This is a genomic window from Pseudomonas sp. rhizo66, assembly GCF_031931925.1.
In the GTDB taxonomy this organism is placed as follows: Bacteria; Pseudomonadota; Gammaproteobacteria; order Pseudomonadales; family Pseudomonadaceae; genus Aquipseudomonas.
Genome location: NZ_JAUJWZ010000029.1, coordinates 28,621 through 45,252 on the forward strand (window position 1 = coordinate 28,621; position 16,632 = coordinate 45,252).

22 protein-coding genes and 1 tRNA gene are annotated in these 16,632 nt (G+C 58.1%); 10 read left to right on the forward strand and 13 right to left on the reverse strand.

The features are described from left to right. Window positions 1–71 precede the first annotated feature (71 nt). Entirely contained in the window at window positions 72–683 is a 612-nt protein-coding gene (gene gstA, locus QZR14_RS26270; RefSeq protein WP_311998131.1) for a glutathione transferase GstA, read from the reverse strand. 108 nt (window positions 684–791) lie between these two features. Between gstA and QZR14_RS26275 the strand changes: the two genes are divergently transcribed. Together QZR14_RS26275 and QZR14_RS26280 are read left to right on the forward strand one after the other, a co-directional pair. After that, window positions 792–1,691 (forward strand): transcriptional regulator GcvA, encoded by a 900-nt coding sequence (locus QZR14_RS26275; RefSeq protein WP_311998132.1) that lies wholly within the window; start codon window positions 792–794, stop codon window positions 1,689–1,691. 123 nt (window positions 1,692–1,814) lie between these two features. After that, a complete protein-coding gene (locus tag QZR14_RS26280) occupies window positions 1,815–2,228 on the forward strand; it encodes a cupin domain-containing protein (RefSeq protein ID WP_311998133.1) in 414 nt (137 codons plus the stop codon). Window positions 2,229–2,237: 9 nt separating this feature from the next. Here the strand turns inward: QZR14_RS26280 and QZR14_RS26285 are convergent, their stop codons facing one another. The 3 genes from QZR14_RS26285 to QZR14_RS28185 are packed head-to-tail and all read right to left on the reverse strand — an operon-like array spanning window position 2,238 to window position 3,972. Further along, entirely contained in the window at window positions 2,238–2,447 is a 210-nt protein-coding gene (locus QZR14_RS26285; protein WP_150652895.1) for a hypothetical protein, read from the reverse strand. Further along, window positions 2,422–3,633, reverse strand: a complete 1,212-nt coding sequence (locus QZR14_RS26290) for an MFS transporter (RefSeq protein ID WP_311998134.1) — start codon at window positions 3,631–3,633, stop codon at window positions 2,422–2,424. The genes QZR14_RS26285 and QZR14_RS26290 overlap by 26 nt, the downstream gene beginning before the upstream one ends. Before the next feature lie 48 nt (window positions 3,634–3,681). Next, on the reverse strand, window positions 3,682–3,972 hold the full coding sequence (locus QZR14_RS28185) for an ectoine synthase (RefSeq protein ID WP_442967427.1): 291 nt from the start codon (window positions 3,970–3,972) through the stop codon (window positions 3,682–3,684). Here QZR14_RS28185 and QZR14_RS26300 point away from each other — a divergent pair. Next, window positions 3,938–4,276 (forward strand): hypothetical protein, encoded by a 339-nt coding sequence (locus QZR14_RS26300; protein WP_311998136.1) that lies wholly within the window; start codon window positions 3,938–3,940, stop codon window positions 4,274–4,276. The genes QZR14_RS28185 and QZR14_RS26300 overlap by 35 nt on opposite strands. 172 nt (window positions 4,277–4,448) lie before the next feature. Here QZR14_RS26300 and QZR14_RS26305 read toward each other — a convergent pair whose 3' ends face one another. Next, a complete protein-coding gene (locus QZR14_RS26305; RefSeq protein WP_191630981.1) occupies window positions 4,449–4,610 on the reverse strand; it encodes a hypothetical protein in 162 nt (53 codons plus the stop codon). Window positions 4,611–4,951: 341 nt separating this feature from the next. On the opposite strand from QZR14_RS26305, the gene QZR14_RS26310 reads away from it, so the two are divergent. Next, window positions 4,952–5,209: a hypothetical protein gene (locus QZR14_RS26310; protein WP_311998137.1), complete on the forward strand. Its 258-nt coding sequence runs from the start codon at window positions 4,952–4,954 to the stop codon at window positions 5,207–5,209. A 133-nt stretch (window positions 5,210–5,342) separates the two neighbouring features. On the opposite strand, the gene QZR14_RS26315 is transcribed toward QZR14_RS26310, so the two are convergent. From QZR14_RS26315 to QZR14_RS26325, 3 genes are all read right to left on the reverse strand, one after another. After that, complete coding sequence (locus QZR14_RS26315) at window positions 5,343–5,528, reverse strand: hypothetical protein (protein WP_095118629.1); 186 nt, start codon at window positions 5,526–5,528, stop codon at window positions 5,343–5,345. Between the two features lie 66 nt (window positions 5,529–5,594). Next, complete coding sequence (locus QZR14_RS26320) at window positions 5,595–5,804, reverse strand: hypothetical protein (RefSeq protein ID WP_311998155.1); 210 nt, start codon at window positions 5,802–5,804, stop codon at window positions 5,595–5,597. Between the two features lie 212 nt (window positions 5,805–6,016). Further along, a tRNA-Ser gene (locus tag QZR14_RS26325) sits at window positions 6,017–6,104 on the reverse strand. A 122-nt stretch (window positions 6,105–6,226) separates the two neighbouring features. On the opposite strand from QZR14_RS26325, the gene QZR14_RS26330 reads away from it, so the two are divergent. Then, window positions 6,227–6,898, forward strand: a complete 672-nt coding sequence (locus tag QZR14_RS26330; RefSeq protein ID WP_007915443.1) for a Bax inhibitor-1/YccA family protein — start codon at window positions 6,227–6,229, stop codon at window positions 6,896–6,898. Window positions 6,899–7,301: 403 nt separating this feature from the next. Then, window positions 7,302–8,657, forward strand: coding sequence for a hypothetical protein (locus tag QZR14_RS26335; RefSeq protein ID WP_311998138.1), 1,356 nt, complete (start codon window positions 7,302–7,304; stop codon window positions 8,655–8,657). Between the two features lie 147 nt (window positions 8,658–8,804). Here QZR14_RS26335 and QZR14_RS26340 read toward each other — a convergent pair whose 3' ends face one another. Further along, a complete protein-coding gene (locus QZR14_RS26340) occupies window positions 8,805–9,242 on the reverse strand; it encodes an Lrp/AsnC family transcriptional regulator (protein WP_311998139.1) in 438 nt (145 codons plus the stop codon). Window positions 9,243–9,391: 149 nt separating this feature from the next. Between QZR14_RS26340 and QZR14_RS26345 the strand changes: the two genes are divergently transcribed. After that, window positions 9,392–10,285, forward strand: a complete 894-nt coding sequence (locus QZR14_RS26345) for a DMT family transporter (RefSeq protein WP_311998140.1) — start codon at window positions 9,392–9,394, stop codon at window positions 10,283–10,285. Between the two features lie 3 nt (window positions 10,286–10,288). Here QZR14_RS26345 and QZR14_RS26350 read toward each other — a convergent pair whose 3' ends face one another. From QZR14_RS26350 to QZR14_RS26365, 4 genes are all read right to left on the reverse strand, one after another. Beyond that, window positions 10,289–11,329, reverse strand: coding sequence for an FUSC family protein (locus QZR14_RS26350; protein WP_311998141.1), 1,041 nt, complete (start codon window positions 11,327–11,329; stop codon window positions 10,289–10,291). Between the two features lie 61 nt (window positions 11,330–11,390). Continuing rightward, the gene (locus QZR14_RS26355; RefSeq protein ID WP_250604876.1) at window positions 11,391–12,350 is read right to left on the reverse strand and encodes an HlyD family secretion protein; all 960 of its coding nucleotides are present in this window, start codon (window positions 12,348–12,350) and stop codon (window positions 11,391–11,393) included. A 5-nt stretch (window positions 12,351–12,355) separates the two neighbouring features. Next, a complete protein-coding gene (locus QZR14_RS26360) occupies window positions 12,356–12,706 on the reverse strand; it encodes a DUF3302 domain-containing protein (protein WP_250604878.1) in 351 nt (116 codons plus the stop codon). 129 nt (window positions 12,707–12,835) lie between these two features. After that, on the reverse strand, window positions 12,836–14,461 hold the full coding sequence (locus QZR14_RS26365; RefSeq protein ID WP_311998142.1) for an NADP-dependent glyceraldehyde-3-phosphate dehydrogenase: 1,626 nt from the start codon (window positions 14,459–14,461) through the stop codon (window positions 12,836–12,838). Here QZR14_RS26365 and QZR14_RS26370 point away from each other — a divergent pair. From QZR14_RS26370 to QZR14_RS26380, 3 genes are all read left to right on the forward strand, one after another. Then, window positions 14,460–14,663, forward strand: coding sequence for a hypothetical protein (locus QZR14_RS26370; RefSeq protein ID WP_311998143.1), 204 nt, complete (start codon window positions 14,460–14,462; stop codon window positions 14,661–14,663). The two genes, QZR14_RS26365 and QZR14_RS26370, sit on opposite strands and share 2 nt — an antisense overlap. Before the next feature lie 166 nt (window positions 14,664–14,829). Continuing rightward, window positions 14,830–15,183, forward strand: coding sequence for a c-type cytochrome (locus QZR14_RS26375; RefSeq protein ID WP_250604883.1), 354 nt, complete (start codon window positions 14,830–14,832; stop codon window positions 15,181–15,183). A 76-nt stretch (window positions 15,184–15,259) separates the two neighbouring features. After that, window positions 15,260–16,588, forward strand: a complete 1,329-nt coding sequence (locus tag QZR14_RS26380; RefSeq protein ID WP_311998156.1) for a D-arabinono-1,4-lactone oxidase — start codon at window positions 15,260–15,262, stop codon at window positions 16,586–16,588. Window positions 16,589–16,632: the final 44 nt, after the last annotated feature.

Consider the following 16,632-nt stretch of genomic DNA (forward strand, 5'->3'; position numbering starts at 1 on the left):
GAGCGAGTGAAGAGGCCCGCAGTTTACAGACACAGCGTCGACGTGGCCCGTTCCATGGCTACAGAAATCGGTCAGACAGGCTGTGTCGCCGCTTCCGCCGCGAGGGCTGCAAGGGCGCAGGGGCGGTCGCCGATGCGCTGCATATAGCGGGCAAGTGCCGGCCAGTCTTGTATGTCGATGGCAAAGGTCGGCAGCCACCTCAGTACCGTAAACAGATAAGCATCGGCGACGCCGAAGTTGCCCATCAGATAGTCCCGATCCGACAGTTGCTGATTCAGGTAGTCGAGGCGCTTGAACAGTGTGTGTCGGAAAATCGTCTTGACCGATTCCGGAATCTGCGCATTGAACAGCGGTGCACTGCCACCGTGAATTTCCGTACTGATGAAGTTCAGATGTTCCTGCAGACGCGTGCGCTGCCACGAACCCTGGGGTGGCGCCAGCGTGCTCCCGGGCATTTGATCGAGCAGAAACTGCAGGATCGCCGGCCCCTCCGTCAGCACTTCGCCGTTATCCAGAACCAGCGCGGCAACGTAGCCCTTCGGGTTGATCTCACGAAAGTCATGGCCATCAGCGGTGCGTTTACTCTGGTTATTGACGCGAACCAGTTCGAACGGCAAACCCAGTTCCCGCAGCACAATGTGCGGGGAAAGCGAACAGGTCATGGGGGCGAAATACAGTTTCATGGCACTTCCTTGCTGAAAGAGGGCGCCAGATTCCATTGCCGAAGCGGCTTTCGCAAAGGTCATTTGCGGTGCTAGCGTATGACAAAATCTCATGAGCAATAAAACACCATGACCGTCCGACTTCCCTCGCTTAATGGATTGCGTGCCTTTGAAGCGGTCGCCCGGCACATGAGCTTCACCAAGGCAGCCGAAGAACTCAACGTCACCCAGACCGCCGTCAGTCATCAAATCCGCCGACTCGAAGCTGAACTGGGCGGGCCTTTGTTCTTGCGGCTCAACGAGGGCTTGGCACTGAGCGAGGACGGGCACGCCTACTTGCCGGGTGTGCGTGCGGCGTTTCAGGAACTGCGCTATTCGACTGAACAGTTGCTCGAGTCTCGCAATAAAAGCGTGCTGACGATCAGTACCCTGGTGTCGTTTGCATCGAAGTGGCTGTTGCCGCGCTTGCCGTCCTTTCAGCTGGCGTTTCCCGCTATCGATGTGCGAATCAGTGCGTCGACTGAATTAGTCGATTTTCGCAAAGGTGCTATCGATGCCGCCATTCGCTATGGGCGCGGCGATTGGAAAGGCTTGCGTGGCGATTTTTTGATGTCCGATGAAATTTTCCCGGTGTGCAGTCCGGCACTGGCGAAGACCTTGCGCACACCCGCCGACCTGGCCAATCAGACATTGCTGCAAGTCAGTGGCGCGACGGCCGGTGACTGGAGCGCCTGGCTACGTGCCGCGGGTCAGCCGCCGCAACTCGCCGAAGGCCCGCGCCTGACCTTCGATCTGGCGCTGATGGCGGTGCAGGCAGCGGTTGACGGGCAGGGCGTTTGTATCGGCCGATCCACCTATGTCGAGGACGATCTGCGGGCCGGGCATCTGGTGGTGCCGTTCGATCTGCGCTTGAAGGATGAACTGGGTTTCTATCTGGTAGCGCCCCATGAAGCGGCGGAAGCGAAGAAGATCGTCGCGTTCCGGACATGGCTGTTGGCACTGCCGCCCGGCAAAGACGCGTTTGTATAAGCGTGTATCAAGTTGCTGCGCAGACACACGCGAACAATAAACCCGGGGTTTACGACACATCCGCCACACACGCGGCTCCCAAAGTAGCGGTCACACCACCACTGCGTTTGAGAGGGCAACATCATGCATCGTCCACTGTTACTGACCAGCGCTGCGCTACTCGCTTCTATCATCGGCATCGCCCACGCGGCTGACGCGCCGGCCAAGAGCTGGCAACAAGGCTTGAGCCGCACCGATCTGGTTCGCCAGGATCTGGGAGCTGCCGATCGCGAAGTGATTCAGGCGCGCGTCGATTTCGAACCCGGCGTGACCTCGCCTCGGCATGCGCATCCGGGTGTCGAGGTCGCTTACGTGATCAGCGGCACCTTCGAATACCAATTGGAGGGCCGGGCGCCGGTGACGTTGAAGGCGGGGGATTCGTTGTTTATTCCGCAAGGGGTGGCGCATGTCGCCAAGAATGTGGGGGCGGACAAGGGCTCGGAGTTGGCGACTTACATCGTCAAGAAGGGCGAGCCGTTGCTGATACTCAAGCCTTAGGCCCTTGGCTTAATGGAGCGTCGCCGCTCGGCGACTTTCTCCAATCCTGATTCGATCGAGCGCCCGGTTCAACGCATCGAGGGCATCGAGCAGGGCTTTGGCCTCGGCCTCTCGACCTTCGCCCCAGAGGCGCTCGGCCATTTTGTTTAAAGCCTGGATCGAGCGCTCGATGTCGGCGGCGGTAGCTTTGTTTTCAGGGGCCGGTGGATTCTTCGGCATTCAGGGTTCCTCTGCTGACGGCAAACCACCATACCGCTACGGCACCCAGCAGCATAGTCAGCACGGCCAGAATCAGGATCACCCCTTGCGTGCCTGCGCTTGAGGCCAACAGCGCCACCAGCAAACCCGCCAATGGTTGCGAGAGGTTGTTGAGCAAGGTAATCACGCCCACGGTCTTGCCAAAATCCTTGGCCGGAATCACCCGCTGGCGGATGCTGCGCATGTAGATGTTGAACATCTTGTCGAAGCCGACGATCAGCAGGAAACCCAGCACATAACCGGCCAGATTCGGACTCAGGGCGCTGACAAGCGCACCCGCGGCAATCATCGAGTAAGCGAGCCCGCCCATTATCCGCTGGGGCAGTTCCACCCGGGCGAGGAAGAACAGAATCACGATGGTGGTGATCGCGCCCGCTGCCTGTAGCCCGGCATAGGCATCCTTGCCGGCACTGAACTCGCCGATCACCATCGCCGCCGAAGTGGCCAGGGTGACGCCGACGATCAGGTTGACCCCGACCGCCAGCAGGATGATTTTCTTCAGTTCCGCCAGTTCACGTATATGGCCGAACGCGATACGCAGCGGTTGCAGCCAGATGTCTTGATGCTGCTCGAACACCTCCAGGGTAATACGGCTGAGGCGTTGCCATACCAGCATGCTCAGGTCCGCCAGCAGGAACAGCCCGGCGACCCACAGCACCACCCAGTGCCAAGCCCATACCTCCAGCAAAAGCGCAGCCATCAGCGGCCCGAGAACCAGTCCGGTCTGATCGGCGATCTGCGAATAGGACAACGTCTTGGTGTAGCTGTAGTGCTGAAAAATATGCGGCATCAGCACCTCGCGGGCCATGATGCCCTGAGTGGTCAGCACGCCACACAGCGCTGACAACACCACGACCCAGGCGATGCCGCCGAAGAGGGCAAACATTGCCACCGCGATCAGGCAGAGCAGTGCCCGGTAAACCTGGCTGATGTGCAGAATCCTGATGGGCGAAAACTTGTCGCACAAGGCTCCGCACAGCGGAAACGCGAGAAACCGTGGCAGCGATTCGACGCAAAACGCCAAACCCGCCCAAGCAGCACTGTTGGTGGTCTGGAACACCACCAACGGCACGATGAACAATAGAATCTGATCCGCCAGTCGCGAGAGGAACAGCGAGGTGAAAAATGCCAGGTAATCCTTGCGCAAAGTGAAGCTCCTTGTTATTGACGGTCAGGCCGTGCGGCCAGCTGTGCTTCAGTATGCCGATCCTAGGCTGTCATTGAGATTATGCCGCTCATCCCCGCGCTTGGGCGGGTTGAATACGCTGGCGAGGATCAGGTCTTGCTCCTTGCCCCCGCGTAGGTAATGACGATCGTGTTGGTCGAGTACAAGAAAAAAACGTCGGTTGAGTGATTGCAATTTTAGCGAGCTGTTTGCCGGCGGCTGGCCGATATTTGCAGTCTCGACGGTATAATCGGATCTTTTTTCTTGAAGTGAAAACAGGGCGGATATGGAGCAGGGCAGCCGTATTCTGAGCGCTCTCAAGCGTTTTCGTTATTTGATCCTGGCGGTCATGGTGATCGCGTCCTTGGTTAACGCGTTCTGGCGCTATACCGGCGGCTGGAGTCAGTTCTGGACATGCGTAGGAGCGCAAGCGTGGTTTACCCAAGCCGTGTTTGCTTACCTTCGCGGGGGCTGGGTAGCAATCGGCCCCGGTGGACTGCCGAGGGATGCCAACCCGATCGGCAGGGCACTGTTGGCTGCAGTGGCGCTGGGGCTTTACTTATTGATGTTCAGCTACGAAGAGCAGAAGCCCGACTCTATTTATGAACGACGCGCCTCGGACTAGACCATGCCTACACGGGAGGAGATGCGGCGTTCGGCGGAGTGACGGGACACATTCAAGAATTACACCAAGGAAGAGCAGAATGCTCAAAGCAATAACGGTCTGTTCTGCTGTGTTTTTTTCTTCGTCTCAGGCGTGAAAAGCCCAGACGCATCCGGGCCCTTAATGGAAGAATTCAGCGCGAGTTCATGTCTTCTGCGATCTTGACGGTCGATCTTTCCCTGCGCCTCCGAAGCCAGCTAAAGAGCGCATGCACCGGGTGCAAAAAGGCCGTAAGCACGCCTATGAGCATGATGACAAAGATGATGATGAGCGGGACGCTTTCGTGCGAGAACATGGTGGGTTACTCCTGTAGTCACTATGTCGGAAACCGCAGCCTAGACGCATCGAACCATGTTTTCGATGAACGTATGTTCATTCTCTGGCTCTTTAATTGTGATACGGCGCCGCAGGGAAGATTTTCAAAACGTACGAGTTCGCAGCGCAGAGCCAGTGAGCTGTTTTTGAACCTATAGGGGCACAGCGTCTCCACAGTAATTGAGGGCTGATGGGCCGTTGCACACCTTCACCTCATCACTTTCGAAGTTGAAGATTGACCAGCTGATAGTGCCCAGTAGATTGCGGCCATTCGCAGGAGCCACCAAAATCGGAGGACTATTGGTGGTGAGGTGACGCATAGTGAGGATTGAAGTATCAGAAGAAGCCGACTGGAAGCTTTTCGAGGACGTGGCTCGGGTTCTTGAGAGAGGGCTGGGCGGTTGCTGGAAAGAGAGGCTCGATAGCCCGGACCAGCGCTATTGGGATCTGCTGGTGGATGAACACACGCTTACCCTGCACCTTGAACACTATTTAGGCATTTCAGTGGTCATTCCCGATGGCGCAGATGAGATCGCTCGAAGAGTATGTGCGTTGCTCAAGCAGCCTACGCGCGGGTAAGCCCGCTCTAACAAAGATAACAACAGATCTAAATGGCAGCTGTGGGTCGATTGCTGCCTGTAGGTACCGTCAGCTTTTTGGCCGACTGGCGTCTGTCGCGAAGTGCGGTTATTGACCCATGCGAGACATCACTTCACGGGCCACTGGTGTAGATGAGCAAGGCTATGAATGCTGCGAATGGAGAGATCAGAATCAGCGCGCCGACGACAACTGCCCAGCCCCAGGCAAAACCACTTTCTCCCTTGAAGCGGCCGCCACTCAAGAGGCTCAGTACGTAGACGCCAACACGATGAGCTATCAAATCGAAAATGAAGTCCATTTGACCCTCACGCCTCCTAGTCGTGTTCCTAGATATCTCCGAACGATATTTCAGGCTGTCTATTCGTCAGTCGGGCGTCATCAGCACTGCAAGCGTCATCTTGATGAACTCTTCGTTCTTGTCGATCGCCCAGAGCGCGCCGCGCACATTCTCGGCGACGTCTGCCGATCCGCGTTGTTCGACCCAGTTCGACAACTCCATGATGGTGGCTTCGAGGGCGAGTTGGTTTTCGTTGATTTTGAAGAGAAGGGAAGGGAGCAGGTCGGATTTGGGTATTTTTGGTTTCCTTGGCAGCCAAGGAGTCAGCGTAGCACCGTGTTACATGAAGAGTGTCTTAACGATTGGCAGGACGCCGGAGAGGGGAAAACTCGGTCGAGTTATGGAACGCGTCCACAAAAGTTATGGAACGCATTCGGCTAGGCGGAGATTTTTCAGGACGCCAGAAACGACAAAGCCCTGAATAATCAGGGCTTTGTCGGTACAGAATATGGCGGAGGCGATGGGATTCGAACTCATGGACCTGTTACAGTCGACGGTTTTCAAGACCGTTGCCTTAAACCACTCGGCCACACCTCCGTTGCGTTGCGGGCGCCATAATACCTGAATGAAACACACTGTCAAACTCTCTGCATGGCTTGTTACAGAGCGTCTGTTATGATCTTTGCGACTGAACGTTTCAAACCAACAGGAGTGTCGCCATGCGCGAACAGGATTACGCAGTTAATAACAGCGTGCAGGCTGAGCAGCTAGAGGTTAGCCGCGTTCTGCGCAACACTTACGGCCTACTGGCTCTGACCCTCGCATTCAGCGGTGTGATGGCTTTCGTCGCGCAGCAGATGCGGGTTGGCTACCCGAACATTTTCGTGGTGCTGATCGGCTTCTACGGGCTGTTCTTCCTTACCAACAAACTGCGTGATTCCGCGTGGGGCCTGGTCTCTGCGTTTGCACTGACCGGTTTCATGGGTTTCCTGCTTGGCCCGATCCTCAACCGTTACCTTGGCATGCAGGGCGGCGCTGAAGTGGTCAGCTCGGCGTTCGCCATGACCGCACTGGTGTTCGGTGGTCTGTCGGCCTATGTGCTGATCACCCGCAAGGACATGAGCTTCCTCGGTGGTTTCATCACCGCTGGTTTCTTCGTCCTGCTGGGTGCAACGCTGGCGAGCTTCTTCTTCCAGGTCAGCGGCCTGCAACTGGCGATCAGCGCAGGTTTCGTGCTGTTCTCGTCGGTGTGCATCCTGTTCCAGACCAGCGCCATCATCCACGGTGGTGAGCGTAACTACATCATGGCGACCATCAGCCTGTATGTATCGATCTACAACCTGTTCATCAGCCTGTTGCAGATCTTCGGCATCATGAGCCGCGACGACTGATCGTTAGTCGTTTCAACAAAAAACCCGCTTCGGCGGGTTTTTTGTTGCTCTCCGAAAAGCGTAGTGGCCTTTTACCTACAAAATGATCTGAAAATAGTGGCGTCTTTTTGGAAATCACCTACACCTAAATACCAAGGAAGAGCAGTAGCCTGATCGACAGGAGTCGGTAACCAGCACCCCACGTGTGATTCCTGCGTCCCTCGCATTCACTTCCCTTGCTGTTGATCGCCAGGCCTTTCGGTCGAGAGCGACTGTATTCATTCGTCCAGTGAAAACCGGGAGGTGAACCACGCCAAATTCCATGCACCGTGACCGTATCCCGGCGAACGACCGGGACCCTGATACCAGAAAAATAATGGAGGCCCTGCCATTGCAGGCGTTGTCCCAATCAAGGAGATCATCGATGAATCAGCCCCAAGGAAAACTGGCTGTACTGGCCGTCACCACCGCACTGTTCAGCGCGTCAACTCTGGCCGGCGTCTATCCTGACTTCGGCTATCAACCGCCTTCCAGCCAATACTCTGGCCCACTGTTTGAGTTGAGCCAGAATTACCCGGCAACAGCGCCGAAAGTACCTCTACCCGGTTTTTTCAAGAATCTGCCGACCAAGCCAGATAACAATTTTGAGACTTGGCGTGCGTACATGGAGGAAGTCAAAACCTATTGCCTCGAAGGCAACGTCGAGGCTGATTGGTACGTGCAGAACAATAAAAAGCGTCAGTGGTATCACATGCCGTGGCAGCACTACGGCCCGCTGGGGCGCGAAGGGATTCACGGCTTGACCAAAGAAGCGCAGATCCAGGTCAAGCAGTTGGCGGCGACACAAACCGCCACTGGCCAGACATACGCGGTGGGTATCTATAACGACATCGGCGCCTATACGATTGGTCAAGTCTGGAAAGACCCGAACAATCCAGATCCCAAGTACACCTCGGCACCCAACAGTTTCCCTGACGGCACCGTCGTCTGCAAAGCACTGTTCGCCGATATCGATCGCAGCACCGTGCCGTTTCTGGTGAACCCGGTGTTGTGGAAGGGCTATGTCACCGAAACGTTCACGTCGGCCAATCGCAAGGTCAAAGACGTCGCATTGATCCAGATGGACATCGCCGTGCGTGATACGCGCATGAGCGACACCGGGTGGATCTTCGGTACCTTCCAGTACAACGGTGAGAAAACCGGCAAGCCTGGCTGGGACAATCTGGTGCCGGTGGGGATCATGTGGGGCAATGATCCGCAAAACACCGGGAATGATCACACCAATCCGCAACCGACGGTGACCAAGATCAACAGCGGACTGCAACAGACTGCGATCAACGCTAATACCAAGGAATTGCCGCCCACCCATTTGGGCTGGAATGGTCGCCTCAATGGTCCGGTGGACAACCCCAACAGTTCTTGCCTGAGCTGCCATGCGACCGCTGAAACGCCGCAAGTGGCGATCATGAATCCAACGTTCCAGGCCAATGCGCCGCAGCCGGGGTCGCCTGAATGGATGAAGTGGTTCCAGAACATTCCCGCCGGTCATGCTTTCACGCCGGGCACTCAAAGCACTGACTACAGCCTGCAGTTGTCCGGCGGTCTGGTGAATTACTTCGAGTGGAAATGCGACATGAGTGGCATCTACGCCGACGGTAAGAACGCCTGCAGCAAAGCGTCGGACATGAAACTGAAAATGCTCAATTCAACCAACAACGCCACGCCGCAGCCATTGCAGAAAGTCATTCGTGACCCGAGCCTGCAGCAACTGCTGGAGTAAGAAGCGAAAAGCCTGCGCACGTTTCGGCGTGCGCAGGCTTTTTCAGTTGATCAGTCTGCTGTTACAGCACCATTGCCCGAATTCTCATTACCGCCCATCCTTCGCCGGAAAAACCTCTATCTACGCCTAACGTGCAAAAAAAACACATCAGGCCATCGGCGGCAAACGACGCTTCACCGGAGTCTTCTTGACGATCGCAGTATTGGTTTCAGCCAGGGTATTGAGCCGGTCGAGCAGGGTATCCAGCTGTTCCATCGAGCGCACATGCAGTCGAGCGATAAAACAGTCCTCGCCCGTGACTTTGTCGCACTCGGTAAATTCCGGAATTGCCAGAATCTGCCGTTCCACCTCCTGCAACTGCCCCGGCAGCGGGCGAACCCGGACGATGGCCTGTAACTGATAGCCGAAGCACTTGGGGTCGATTTCGACGGTGTAGCCCTTGAGAACGCCGCGTTCCTCGAGACGACGCAAGCGCTCGGCCACACTCGGCGAAGACAAACCACTGATTTGCGCCAAGGCCTTGAGTGATCGCCGCGAATCCTCCATCAGGGCGCTGATAAGTATCTGATCAATATCGTCGGTCATGCGCAAACTCCAGGATTAGGCGATTTCAAGTTATCACCCTCGATAAAAAAGGCATTCATCGAGTTTAGCCTGCTTTTTGCGCTGGAGTGCTTTGCGGCTGGCTTGGCATACTTTTGCCACGCTTTCCCCACATGCTCAGGAGATGGATGATGGACAACACACTGCGTCGCGGCTCATTGGAAATGACCGCTGCCATGCTGATATCCGGGACGATCGGCTGGTTCGTGCTGGTATCCGGCCAGCCGGTGCTGGACGTGGTGTTCTGGCGCTGCGTGTTCGGCGCCGGCACCTTGCTGCTGATTTGCGCAGCATTCGGCTTTCTGCGGCCAGGCATTCTGACCCGCACCACCTTCCTGCTCGCGGTGCTCAGCGGGGTGGCGATTGTCGGTAACTGGGTGTTGTTGTTCGCCTCTTATTCAAGGGCTTCGATTGCCATCGGCACGGCGGTATACAACGTGCAGCCGTTCATGCTGGTCGGCTTGGCGGCGCTGTTTCTCGGCGAGAAAATCACCTTGCAAAAGCTGTTCTGGCTGGCGATTTCGTTCATGGGCATGTTGGCGATTGTCAGTGCCCACGGTACTCAGGGTGAGAGCGGCAATGACTATCTGATGGGCATCGCGTTTGCGTTGGGTGCGGCGTTTCTGTATGCGATTGCAGCGCTGATCATCAAGCGCCTGACCGGCACGCCTCCGCATCTGATTGCGCTGATTCAGGTCTGCACCGGGGTTCTGCTGTTGGCGCCATTTGCGCACTTCAGCGCGTTGCCGCAAGCGCCGAGTGCCTGGGCCAGCCTGCTGACGTTAGGCATCGTCCACACCGGTCTGATGTATGTGCTGCTGTACGGCGCCATCCAGAAATTACCCACCGCATTGACCGGCGCGCTGTCGTTCATCTACCCGATTGCCGCGATATTCGTCGACTGGTTCGCCTTCGGCCATCGCCTGGAAATCCTGCAATGGGTTGGCGTGGCGGCGATCCTGCTGGCTGCCGCCGGGATGCAACAGGGCTGGGGCCTGAAGCCCCGACGACTGGCTGCGCAGTAACCCTCAGATATTCCAGCGCGGCGCGGTTTTCGCCAGGCGCTGGCGCATCTCGCCGATGTTCGCCGCCAATTGCCGGGTCAACAAACGATAGCCATCCAGCGCGCTGTAAACCGGCGCATCAAGACTGGTCTCCGGCAATTCCAAAGGCCTGTCCAGACGTTGCGAAGCACCGGTTTTCAACGCCCGGGCCATGCCGATCAATTGCACGCGAATTTGCCGATGCTCGGCTTTCAGCGCTGTTTGCAAATGCGCCATCGCCTCGGGGTCGTTGGCATCCGGTCGCGTGTTGCCAAGAATCTCCAGCGTGCTGATGCACATGCGCAAGTTGCGCTGGATCGCATCGAGTTCCGTCATGGACACCTTCACTTCCTTGGACACTGACGGCATCAGCGAACGCAACTGCACCATCACCGCGCCGAGCCGGCCCATCAATTTCAAATGCTCATCGGCGCTGACCGGTTGGCCGCTGATGATCCGCCCGTACACCGTGGCGCAATCGCGCAGGGCATCGGCGAGGTTGTAGCGCCACGAATACACCGCGTAGAGCGGCAGGGCGAAAGAGAAGGCCAGGGCGAGGGCGATGCCGATCAGAATATCGACCCCGCGCCACAAACCATCGGTGATCGGGTTGTCGCCATGCCCGGCGACAATGAACACGGTAATCGCCGAGAGCAGCGCGGTGTAACCCCCCTTGCCGATGGCGTGATAAGAGAAGAAACCGCAGACCACCGCCATCGCGAAATACGTCAGCCACGGCATGCCGAGCCACGCGTGCTGCGCCACCAGCAACAAACCGACACCCGCGCCGATCAACGTACCGGTGGCTCGCTCAGCGGCTTTCTTGCCGATGTTGCCGTGATGCTGCAAACCGCCGATCACTACCAGCATGGTCACCGAGGCCCATTCGCCGTGGGGCAGGTTGATGCCGGTGGTCAGCAGAATCGTCGCCAGCAAGCCGAGGGCAACGCGCACCGCATGGATCAGTCGCGCGTGTCGGTAACGTCGGTAGGGATCCAGCAAAGGACGCAAGACACGGCGCAGCAAGGGCGGAAGTCGATGGGTGCTGTAAGTACTCAGTGCGGGCCTCTCGTGATTGGGCTTCAGGTCAATGGAAAGGGAAAATGTAATTCATCCATGCTGCCATACGCAGGAGGATTTTGCGCATCGTGCCAATGTGGTGAAAGTGCTGACTGTACAACGCGGCCTGCCCGTAAGCACCGCCGGGCATCAGTTTGCTGTATTGGGCGAAGGCCGGATCGGTGATTTCGATGATCACCGGCACACGCCCGGCCGGCGGCGAACCGGTATAGCCGATCAGCGTGCCGGAAGGTTGCACCTGACCTTCGGCAATCACCCCGATGACGTTTTTCACCCGGCCGGCGAACACCTTGCCGGGAATGCCGTCGAACGCGACTTCCGCCTCGTCCCCGACGGTCAGGCGCAGCAGGCTGTTCTGGCGCATCCACGCGGCAAAATATTGGCCCTCCTCGGGAATGAACACCATCGACGGGCGCAACGGCAACTTGCTCGCCATCATCCCCGGCCGCAGCGAAACATGGGTAACAAAGCCTTTGCTCGGCGCGCGGACGGTGGTGTTGTCCAGTTCGAATTGGGCGTTGTCCAGTTGCGCCTGCAGATCATCGGTGCGGGCGATCGCGGCATCCAGTTCGCGCTGGGTGCCGAAGTTGCGCCGGATCAACTCGGTAATGCGGTAGCGATCACCCTTGGCCGCCACCAGTTGCGCCTTGAGCGATTTCAGCCGGTTTTGAAACGGCGTGGGGTCGATGCGAAACAGCACATCGCCTTTTTCCAGCGGTTCATTACCCTTCACCGGCACTTCAATGACCTGGCCGCTGACGATGGGAATGACCGGCACGGAAACGAAGTAAGTGCGCGCCACCTCGGAGTAGGGATGGTTGTAGTTCATGGTGAAAATCAAGGCGCCTATCATCAGGATGCCGCCCAGTACGGCGGTGGGCACCGTCCATTTGTTCAGCGGGATGCGAAAGATCTTGAACACTGCGACGCAGATCGCGGCGTAAGTCAGGATAAGGAGCAGATCCATGGCGCTCAGCCCTCCCGATTGTGAGGGGCAGTGGCATTCAGCGCTTCGAGTCGTTCGATGCGATCTTGCAGTTCGACGACCTGTTGCTCCAGGCGAGTGACATGGTTTTGCACGGATTTGCCGTCACCGAAGCCCCAGCCGCGATCTTCCCGATAGGCCATCGCCCAGATCCACAGGAAGGGCCAGAGCGCATGCAGGGTGAACAGACTGACCCAGCCAGTGGCATGGATCGCATCCTGATGCGGGTGGTTACGATGAACGGCAATTTCGTACGGAATGTCATGCAGCACGATGATCCCGTAAAACAGCACGAGCCCGGCAAACACCAACACGCCTAACGCGAAGTAATCGAGCATGATCAAGCTCCCGGCATCCAGCACAGTGCTGGCATCAGTGTAGACACTGATTTGCCGGGCGCTTGGCGACTTTGGATCAGAACCGCATGTGGTCGCCTTCTTGCTTATTCATGATGCGGGTGACAGTGATCAGAAGATGTAATCGGTGGTCAGGAAGCTCGAATCACGCCCGCGAATGATCTCGCTGATCAGGTCCTTGTTGCTGTCCTGGAACTTGGTCGCCACCAGTGTACGGATCGAGAACACCCGCAATGCATCGTGCACCGAGAGCGTACCTTCCGCGGAGTTCTTGCGGCCATTGAACGGGTAAGTGTCCGGCCCGCGCTGGCATTGCGCGTTGAGGTTGATCCGCCCGACCTGGTTGGCAAAGGTGTCGACCAGCCGGCCGACCGCCACCGGGTTGGTGCCGAAGATGCTCAACTGTTGGCCGAAATCCGACTCCAGCACATAGTCGATCACGGTATCGAGATGACGGTACGGCACGATCGGCACGACCGGACCGAATTGCTCTTCCTGATAGACGCGCATCTGCGGATTCACCGGGTACAGCACCGCCGGGTAGAAGAACGACTCGCGGGATTCACCGCCATTGGGGTTGACCACTTCGGCGCCTTTGCTGCGTGCATCCGCCACCAGGCCGTGCAGGTAATCGACCTTGCCCGACTCCGGCAACGGTGTCAGCGACACGCCGCTGTCCCACGGCATGCCCGGTTTCAGCGTGGCCAGTCTGGTGTTGAATTTTTCGATGAAGCTGTCAACCACATCTTCATGGACGAAGAGGATTTTCAGAGCGGTGCAGCGCTGACCATTGAACGACAGCGAACCGGTGACTGCTTCACTGACGGCGTTGTCGAGATCGACTTCCGGCAAGACGATGCCGGGGTTTTTCGCGTCCAGACCCAGCGCGGCGCGCAAACGGTGAGGTTTGGGGTGGAGTTTCTTCAGGTCGCTGGCGGCTTTGTTGGTGCCGATGAAGGCGAAGATGTCGATCTTGCCGCTGGCCATCAGCGCGCTGACCGTTTCACGGCCGCTGCCGTAGATCACGTTGATTACGCCGGTGGGGAAGCTGTCGCGGAAGGCTTCGAGCAACGGACGGATCAGCAGCACGCCGAGCTTGGCCGGTTTGAATACCACGGTGTTGCCCATGATCAGCGCCGGGATCAACGTGGTGAAGGTTTCATTCAGCGGGTAGTTGTAAGGACCCATGCACAGGGCGACGCCGAGCGGTACGCGGCGGATCTGCCCGAGCGTGTCCTGTTCCAGCTCGAAACGGCTGGAGCGGCGGTCGAGTTCCTTGAGCGCATTGATGGTGTCGACGATGTAGTCACAGGTACGGTCGAACTCTTTTTCCGAATCCTTGAGGTTCTTGCCGATTTCCCACATCAGCAATTTCACCACGGCATCGCGCTGCTGACGCATGCGGCCGAGGAAGGCCTCGACGTGCTGGATGCGTTCGGCCACGCGCATGGTCGGCCACAGGCCCTGACCACGGTCATAGGCGCGCACGGCGGCGTCGAGGGCAGTAAGGGCGGTGTCGGCATCGAGCAGCGGCGTGCTGCCGAGGATCACTTGTTCGTCGCCGTTGTCACCTTTCAGATAGACCGGGCTGCGCACCTGCGCGAGCGGGCCGTCCCAGCGACGCAACTGGCCGTCGACGAGGTATTCGCGTTGCTCGACCTGACCGTCGAGGCGGTATTTTTCCGGGATGTCGCTGACAGAAGGGAACAGGTTGCCAAGGATGTTTGCTGTGGTCATGTCGCTACCCCGTGTTGATGTCCGTATGCAGATCAAAAAGCCTTCACAGGTTATACGCCTGAATGCGCCGGAATTTAATCCCGCAAATGTCACCCGAATGTCACGCAAAGGCGCACAGCAGAGGGGCTGGCAACACCGCGAACTCTGTGGGAGCTGGCTTGCCAGCGATGTGGCCGGTACTTTCAACATCTTCATTGCCTGACACACCGCTATCGCTGGCAAGCCAGCTCCCACAGGGTTTTGTGTCTATAGCCGATCCCGAGGCGAGTCTTGGCTGGCCCCGTTTGCCCCCCTCGCTGTCCCGCAATGCCCTCAACCTGCTGCAAACCCTGCCTTAATGTGTGAGCACAACAATAAGCGAGGCCGTTATGCGGGCAATCCGACTCACTCTACTGCTGGCGTTGACGATGGCGCTGCCTGGCTGCGGCGAAGACCCCAAACCTCCGGCCCCCACCAGCAACGCCATGCCCAAGGACCCGGCACTGGCGCAGATCTACGCCAACAGCTGCCAGCTCTGCCACGCCAATCCCGCCGCCAACGCACCCCTCACCGGTGATCGCAAAGCCTGGGAACCGCGCATCCGGCAAGGCACCGACACGCTGCTCGATCACGCCATCAACGGCTACAACGGCATGCCGCCGATGGGCCAATGCGTCGAGTGCAGCGAAGAACAATTCCTGCAACTGATCGGCTTCATGGCCGACCAGCCGCTCCCACAATAAGGTGGCCGGCATGACGATGGATCTGACACGGCGTCAGTTGTTGCAGCGGGCAAGCATCGTCGGCGCGTTCAGTGCGTTGGCGAGCCATCCGGCATTGGGTCAATTGCTGCGTGCGCCACGGTTGATTCCGTGGCGCAACTGGTCGGGCGGGCAAAGTTGCCTGCCAGCGGCGCGACTGGCGCCGAAGAGTCTCGATGAACTGACAGCCGTCATCAAACAAGCACAAGGCAAGATCCGCCCGGTCGGCTCCGCGCATTCGTTCAGTGCGTTGGTGCCTACCGACGGCACGCTGTTGTCGCTGAGCTATTTCAGCGGTCTGCTCGATCACGATGCGAAAACCCTGCAAGCCGAATTCGCCGCCGGCACACCCATGTCACGCATGGGCCAGCCGCTGAAAGACATCGGCCAGGCCCTGCAGAACATGGCCGATATCGATTACCAGACCCTCGCCGGGGCCATTGCCACCTCGACCCACGGCACCGGGAAAAACTTCCAGTCGTACTCGGCGCATGTCTGCGGCATGCAACTGGTGACCGCCAGCGGCGAAGTGTTGGACTGCGACAGTCAGCGCCACCCGGAGGTGTTCAACGCCGCCCGCGTCTCACTCGGTGCGCTCGGTGTCGCCACGAAAATCCGCCTGCAAAACCGCCCGGCCTATCGCCTGCGCGAACGCCAGTGGATCGCCAAGACCGAGGAACTGCTTGAGGACATCGACAACAACACCCGCGAAAACCAGCACTGGGAAATGCTCGTCGTCACGCATTCCGACTACGCCTTGTCCATCGCCCTCAACGAAACCGAAGACCCGGCCACGCCACCGATTCCACCGGAAGAAGAGGGCGGTAACGAGTTCGTCACCCTGATCGAGAAGATCGACAAGTACGGCAGCGACTTTCCCGACCTGCGCCGCACGCTGCTCAACAGCCTGCGTCATCTGGCGAGTTTCGATGAGCGCGTCGGCGACTCGTTCGACATCTACGCCAACGTGCGCACGGTGCGCTTCAACGAAATGGAGTATTCAGTGCCTGCCGAACACGGCCCGGCCTGTCTGCGCGAGATTCTCAAGCTGATTCAGGACAAGGACCTGCGTACCTGGTTTCCCATCGAGTACCGCTACGTCAGGGCTGACTACATTCCGCTGAGCATGTTCGAGGGCCGCGACAGTTGTTCGATCTCGGTGCATCAGCATTATCAGATGGATCATCACAACTTTTTTGCCGCGGTCGAGCCGATCTTCTGGAAGTACAACGGCCGCCCGCACTGGGGCAAATTGCACACGCTCAATGCAAAGAATCTGCAACCGCTGTATCCGCGCTGGCGCGAATTTGTCGACGTGCGCCAGGCGCTGGATCCGAGTGGACGGTTTCTCAATGCGCATCTGGCGTCGATTCTGGGGGTGAGCTGATGGCGGTCAATCGACGTAATTTCCTCCTCGGCACATTGGGTGTC

Bases quoted from the DNA above. Each gene is read 5' to 3' on its own strand.
- QZR14_RS26355 (WP_250604876.1), bottom strand. From the start codon at position 12,350: ATGGATCTGCTCCTTATCCTGACTTACGCCGCGATCTGCGTCGCAGTG.
- QZR14_RS26315 (WP_095118629.1), bottom strand. From the start codon at position 5,528: ATGGACTTCATTTTCGATTTGATAGCTCATCGTGTTGGCGTCTACGTA.
- QZR14_RS26330 (WP_007915443.1), top strand. From the start codon at position 6,227: ATGCGCGAACAGGATTACGCAGTTAATAACAGCGTGCAGGCTGAGCAG.
- QZR14_RS26365 (WP_311998142.1), bottom strand. From the start codon at position 14,461: ATGACCACAGCAAACATCCTTGGCAACCTGTTCCCTTCTGTCAGCGAC.
- QZR14_RS26280 (WP_311998133.1), top strand. From the start codon at position 1,815: ATGCATCGTCCACTGTTACTGACCAGCGCTGCGCTACTCGCTTCTATC.
- QZR14_RS26340 (WP_311998139.1), bottom strand. From the start codon at position 9,242: ATGACCGACGATATTGATCAGATACTTATCAGCGCCCTGATGGAGGAT.
- QZR14_RS26375 (WP_250604883.1), top strand. From the start codon at position 14,830: ATGCGGGCAATCCGACTCACTCTACTGCTGGCGTTGACGATGGCGCTG.
- QZR14_RS26275 (WP_311998132.1), top strand. From the start codon at position 792: ATGACCGTCCGACTTCCCTCGCTTAATGGATTGCGTGCCTTTGAAGCG.
- QZR14_RS26285 (WP_150652895.1), bottom strand. From the start codon at position 2,447: ATGCCGAAGAATCCACCGGCCCCTGAAAACAAAGCTACCGCCGCCGAC.
- gstA (WP_311998131.1), bottom strand. From the start codon at position 683: ATGAAACTGTATTTCGCCCCCATGACCTGTTCGCTTTCCCCGCACATT.
- QZR14_RS26335 (WP_311998138.1), top strand. From the start codon at position 7,302: ATGAATCAGCCCCAAGGAAAACTGGCTGTACTGGCCGTCACCACCGCA.
- QZR14_RS26370 (WP_311998143.1), top strand. From the start codon at position 14,460: ATGTCGCTACCCCGTGTTGATGTCCGTATGCAGATCAAAAAGCCTTCA.
- QZR14_RS26345 (WP_311998140.1), top strand. From the start codon at position 9,392: ATGGACAACACACTGCGTCGCGGCTCATTGGAAATGACCGCTGCCATG.
- QZR14_RS26300 (WP_311998136.1), top strand. From the start codon at position 3,938: ATGGAGCAGGGCAGCCGTATTCTGAGCGCTCTCAAGCGTTTTCGTTAT.
- QZR14_RS26305 (WP_191630981.1), bottom strand. From the start codon at position 4,610: ATGTTCTCGCACGAAAGCGTCCCGCTCATCATCATCTTTGTCATCATG.
- QZR14_RS26360 (WP_250604878.1), bottom strand. From the start codon at position 12,706: ATGCTCGATTACTTCGCGTTAGGCGTGTTGGTGTTTGCCGGGCTCGTG.